Origin of the sequence: Kineobactrum sediminis (genome assembly GCF_002868715.1) — a bacterium.
In the GTDB taxonomy this organism is placed as follows: Bacteria; Pseudomonadota; Gammaproteobacteria; order Pseudomonadales; family Halieaceae; genus Kineobactrum; species Kineobactrum sediminis.
On sequence record NZ_PKLZ01000024.1, the window covers coordinates 1 to 5,137 of the forward strand.

General features: G+C 53.4%; 5 protein-coding genes. 3 read left to right on the plus strand and 2 right to left on the minus strand.

Features of this window, described 5'->3' with window-relative positions:
- Positions 1-55 precede the first annotated feature (55 nt).
- Complete coding sequence (locus tag CWI75_RS18140; protein ID WP_101522941.1) at positions 56-1,111, minus strand: PEP-CTERM sorting domain-containing protein; 1,056 nt, start codon at positions 1,109-1,111, stop codon at positions 56-58.
- 336 nt (positions 1,112-1,447) lie between these two features.
- Between CWI75_RS18140 and CWI75_RS18145 the strand changes: the two genes are divergently transcribed.
- The gene (locus CWI75_RS18145; RefSeq protein ID WP_101522942.1) at positions 1,448-2,281 is read left to right on the plus strand and encodes an REP-associated tyrosine transposase; all 834 of its coding nucleotides are present in this window, start codon (positions 1,448-1,450) and stop codon (positions 2,279-2,281) included.
- A 149-nt stretch (positions 2,282-2,430) separates the two neighbouring features.
- Here the strand turns inward: CWI75_RS18145 and CWI75_RS18150 are convergent, their stop codons facing one another.
- Entirely contained in the window at positions 2,431-3,096 is a 666-nt protein-coding gene (locus CWI75_RS18150) for a PEP-CTERM sorting domain-containing protein (protein WP_101522943.1), read from the minus strand.
- Positions 3,097-3,418: 322 nt separating this feature from the next.
- Here CWI75_RS18150 and CWI75_RS18155 point away from each other — a divergent pair, with 322 nt between their 5' ends.
- Positions 3,419-4,741: a ferredoxin reductase family protein gene (locus CWI75_RS18155; protein ID WP_101522944.1), complete on the plus strand. Its 1,323-nt coding sequence runs from the start codon at positions 3,419-3,421 to the stop codon at positions 4,739-4,741.
- Positions 4,738-5,091, plus strand: coding sequence for a cytochrome b5 domain-containing protein (locus tag CWI75_RS18160; RefSeq protein ID WP_101522945.1), 354 nt, complete (start codon positions 4,738-4,740; stop codon positions 5,089-5,091). The genes CWI75_RS18155 and CWI75_RS18160 overlap by 4 nt, the downstream gene beginning before the upstream one ends.
- Positions 5,092-5,137 lie beyond the last annotated feature (46 nt).

Genomic DNA, 5,137 nt, shown 5'->3' on the forward strand with positions numbered 1-5,137 from the left:
TATCCCCATGAGGGGACTTGCTATTCAAGACGGTATCTGACCCCCACTATCCCATCTAGGGTCTGCGACGCCTGATGGCTACCAGACCCAATAAGGCAGCACCGAACAAAGCGACAGAACCAGGCGCGGGGATGCTTGTGATCTGCGGATCAATCCTGCAGTTATCACATATCCACAGTGTTTCCGCACCACCGTTATTATTGGCCGTGCGCACATCCAGGGAAAGAATCCAGTCGTCTCCAGTACTCGCGGCAAATATCTGGTCGTTCAGGGTTCTGCTGAATACTGCGTTATCGGCGTCGGCACTTCCTATGTTGCCGTTCACATAATAGCCGTTATTGTTGTCACAATAATTGCTTGAGGTACCGGTTGTAGCGTCAGGATCAAAGAACGTTGCTCCTGTATCTTTATTTACGCAATAACTGGTAAATGCGGTGACATAAGAGCCGGGGTTGAACGCATCGGTCGGCGGGACAGGTCCTCCTGCCGGACAACCGGGATCTGTTGACAAGTGGAACTCAAAACACCCTTGATCATCGCCGAAAGGATCGTAGATTATCGCTTGCGCCCAAATCTGTAACCACTGGTTTTCAGCGTCTCCCTGCTGGGCGTTGTCGAAAATAAAGACCAGGTCATTGTTGTCTAGGTATTTTCTCAAAGCCCCGATTTGAATTTCCCACGTTCCATCAAGGTCTCCGTCTGCGGTAAAGTCTGGTGTGGGCTCCGGTGACAACGTGCTACCCATCTCGAAAGTGGTGCTTTGATTTCCACTCGGTGACGCAAACGCATTATCTGCAGGCGTGTCGTCTGGCAAGGGCTCAGGCTGGTTGGTTGTCTGTGGATCCCCGTTTTCGCCCGTCAGGATAGTCAGCTGGGTTTTGGTGAAACCGGCATTCGCGGGTATCTCTCCGCTGGACGGTAGGCATCGGGGATCACCTGCTGCGGCACACTGTTCAATGAGATCCAGCGAGTAGGCCACGAAATCTCCATACTGAATGGTCGTCATCTCATTAGACGGAGGCAATATCACGGCGGCAGCCTGCAAAGGTAATGCCAACGCCGCCGCGGCCAGTATTTTACTATTGAAATACTTGCGCTTCGTTAATTTCATTTTCTTGCTCCTGATCAGTTTAAGTCCATGATCTGCAGAGAGCGGCTCATGGAAATCAAAATTAGTAAAGCCAATTCATGAATTCACGCGGAAGAAATCACGGGATGAATTCAAAGTTTGTGTAACGGTATGGTCTCGTTTTCTCGTATGTTATCGCCACGCAACAGGTTTACTGCTCAGTAGATACAACGTAGACCACTTTTAAAATTGCTGCTGAACAGGGCTTCCGAAAAACCTCGCACTGACGCGAAATGCTACAATGCGAGACCTGACCCCGATGGCCCGATGGCCACTCATGACGTGTACACACCCGCCGATCTACCCTAGCCTCTCCCCATGGCCAGACCGCTGCGAATAGAGTTCACGAATGCCCTTTACCACGTTACTTCGCGGGGTGATCGGCAGGAGCGTATTTTTGAAGACAACGGCGACCGTTTCATGTTTCTCGCGTTACTGGGCGAGGTCATTGAGCGCCACAACTGGGTTTGCCACGCGTATTGCCTGATGACTAACCACTACCACCTGGTGGTAGCCACACCCGACGCCAATCTATCAAGGGGAATGCGTCAGCTGAACGGGATGTTTACCCAGGCATCCAACCGCCGCCACGAGCGTACAGGGCATGTATTCCAGGGCCGCTTCAAAAGCATTCTGGTTGACAAGAACAGCTATCTGCTGGAACTGGCGCGTTATGTAGTGCTGAACCCAGTGCGAGCACAGGTGGTTAACTATCCCGGCGAATGGCCCTGGAGCAGCTATCGCGCGATGGTGGGCGGTGTCTCAACCCCAGACTGGCTGACAACCGACTGGGTGTTGGCGCAGTTTGGTACGGAGAGAAACCAGGCGCGACAGCGATACCGGCGATTTGTCTCCGAGGGCAAAGTTAAGGAAAGCGTGTGGTCCAGCCTGAAGCAGCAGATCTATCTGGGTGATGAAGGATTTGTCGAGGATGCGCAGGCGCAGGCATTAGGCAATGTGGATAAATTCTCAATCCCGAAAGTACAGCGCAGTGGCCCGGTTCCATCGCTGGCGGAGTTTGAGCAAAGCTGCGATACCCGTAATAACGCAATGACAGCCGCGTATGCCACTGGTCGATATAGCTATCGCACGATCGCCGAGCATTTTGGTGTTCATCCGGCGACGGTGGGGCGGGTTGTCAGAGGGGTCTAAAGACCGGGGTCAGGTCTCGCATTGTAGCATTCGGAACCCAGAGTAACCGAAGGCGAACTTGCAGAATGACAGGCATAAAAACGCGTCAAAGGGTTTAGCGGGGGCAAAGTGCTGCAATGCGAGACCTGACCCCAGCCTATAAAAGCCTACTAGCGGCGGCGAGCTATTAGCCGCAAGCCAAACAAGCCCAGGCCCATCAACAAAAGGGAAGAGGGTTCTGGCACATCGCGAGTCACTTGCCGAACCTGATACCCGGTTATATGCGTATTCTTGAAACCATTGGACGCAAGCGCCAAACTCTGAGAGTTTCCGTCTGCGGTGAACGAACCCAGTGCAAACTGACCCAAGTCACCACTGGACCCGTTAAGATTCACGGTACCTCCATCGCCATATGTCATAACTCGCCCTGAATAGGCTGAACGCAGATCGGTGAACCAAACCTGGACAAGATAGTCCGCACCATTGGATAGTAGTCCGTCAGCCAGTACGAGTGAAGTAGAGATTCCACCGCCATAGTTGAAGGAATTGAGAAGTGACGCATAATCCACATCAGCAACACTGGCGCCGCTCAAAGCTCCCGCAAACGAATCACCAAGCAAATTATTAACGTTCGCGAACTCTACAGTGTTAACCGTTATGGAGCCGGTGCTGGTAGTGTTGGCATTTACTGCCTCGACCAGAGAGCCGACTGTGGCCACATCACTAGCTGCAGAGGTATTTTGCGCTGGAGTCCAGATGATCGGCGCAGCGAAAGCAACGGAAGAACACGCGAATAAGGCACAGCCGGCAATTACATTTTTTAAATCAGTTTTCATTGTTTCCCCAGAATCAAATTTATATGACAGCACACACAGCAATTATCGTACCTTAATTTCCAACTAATTGTTTTTATTGGCTTAATTGGCGGAGCTTCTATTTTTTAAAGAATTTTATGAGCTGCATGTAAAAAAATCTGACAAATTGCCACAGGTAAAGAGCCGGCGCATTTTCCTCTTGAGCCGGGAATGTTACGTCGCTAACTGGTGAGAGCGGCGAGACTTTACCGCTCCTTAAATGCAATTGGCTGACTTGCTACGATGCGAGACCTGACCCCATCCTTTGCTATAGTAAGTATAACCCCACAACCGGAGCCACCCCATGCCGCTGAGCAGCACTTCTCGCATTGCGCACGGGCTGGTCTGGAGCCTCGCGCTAGTACCGCTTATTTTCTTCATAGCGGGCCTGAGCGCCGGGGACTTCGCCTCCACAGCGACCATCTTGAATATGCTCGGCAGGCTCACGGGAGTTCTGGGGGTGGCTTTCTTGCTGCTATCGGCAGCGCTCAGTGCCCGGGTCCCGGGAGTGGACCAACCCTTTGGCGGTTTGACCAAACTCTGGCACACGCACCACCGGATGGGTGCTGCATCATTGTTCCTGCTGATGTTACATCCCTTGTTGCTGGCTTTTTCAGCTGCGGGCTATAGTCAACAAGCCGCCATCAGCACGCTGTTCCCCGCCTTTTCCAACACCGCCGCGTGGATGGGCTGGACCGCGCTGATACTGATGATGATCTTCCTGGCGCCCAGCTTTGCGTTCTTTGGCCCACCCCAATATGAACGCTGGAAGCACATTCACGCCCTGGCCGGCCCAGCGGTTATATTCGCGCTGATCCACACCTTCATGGCCAGCCGCACCATGCCGGGCATGGCGGATACGGTTATCTGGTCGATTTTCGCACTACTGGCCGTCGGTGCGGTGTCCTGGCGCCTGCTGTTTTCCCAGCGTATCGGCAGGCTGGACTACACAGTAAAGCATGTGGAGCCGGTAACCGATGGTGTAGTGGAATTGACTCTGGAACCGCAAGACAAGCCGTTGGAGTACGAAGCGGGTAACTTTGTCTACCTGACCCCTTTCGACAAACATCTGGATGCTGGCGATCGCGAAGAACATCCCTATACCCTGTCATCCTCTCCACTGGAGCCTAATCTGCGTATCGCAATCAAGTCACTGGGGGACGCCAGCAGGGCAATCCAGAGCATTGATCCCGGCACCAAAGTCACCGTAGAGGGCCCGTACGGGCGCTTTTTTCCCGCCGGCGGCAGAGTTGAAAGCCCTGAGTTGTGGGTCGCCGGCGGCATCGGCATCACCCCGTTTCTCGCAAGGATGCGGCATATACAGGCACTGCAGTCAGGTGGTGATATCGTCATGATCTACGCGGTTCAGGACGAATCCCGAGCCTTGTACGCCGATGAGATCCGCGAGCTTGCTCTACAGATACCGGGCTTCGTGCTCGTCATGCACTATTTTTATCATGAAGGACCGGTGAGTGCGGAGTTCCTGCATCGCCACTGCCCTGATCTGGGTCACAGGGAGATCTACATTTGCGGGCCCCTGCCACTGAACGAGCTGATCAAGCAGCATGCTCATCATGCCGGGGTTACCCACAACCATATTCACTCAGAGGAGTTTGAACTGTTATGAAGAAATTCATGTTTGCCAGTTTTATCGCATTCTGGGCCAGTCTTGGCACGATTGCTGTCCTTCACGGGGTGGGTCCCCAGGAAGCGACGGCCGAGAGTGACGAGGCTCAATACACGCTTGATGATGTTGCGGAACACGATTCCCTGGACGACTGCTGGATGGCGATTGAGGGGACGGTTTACGATGTCACCGACTATGTACCCAGGCATCCGGCACCGGATTCCGTGATCAAACCCTGGTGTGGAAAGGAGGCCACGGAGGGTATGCGTACCAAGGGCGCCAACCGTGACCATTCGTCGATGGCCTGGCAAATGCTTGAGGATTATCGGATCGGTGTTTTGGCGGAATAGGATTAAAGCTGGGGTCAGGAAAGCTGGGGTCAGATACCGTCTTGAA

Coding starts and splice junctions, on each gene's coding strand:
- CWI75_RS18160 (WP_101522945.1), top strand. CDS start 4,738: ATGAAGAAATTCATGTTTGCCAGTTTTATCGCATTCTGGGCCAGTCTT.
- CWI75_RS18145 (WP_101522942.1), top strand. CDS start 1,448: ATGGCCAGACCGCTGCGAATAGAGTTCACGAATGCCCTTTACCACGTT.
- CWI75_RS18155 (WP_101522944.1), top strand. CDS start 3,419: ATGCCGCTGAGCAGCACTTCTCGCATTGCGCACGGGCTGGTCTGGAGC.
- CWI75_RS18150 (WP_101522943.1), bottom strand. CDS start 3,096: ATGAAAACTGATTTAAAAAATGTAATTGCCGGCTGTGCCTTATTCGCG.
- CWI75_RS18140 (WP_101522941.1), bottom strand. CDS start 1,111: ATGAAATTAACGAAGCGCAAGTATTTCAATAGTAAAATACTGGCCGCG.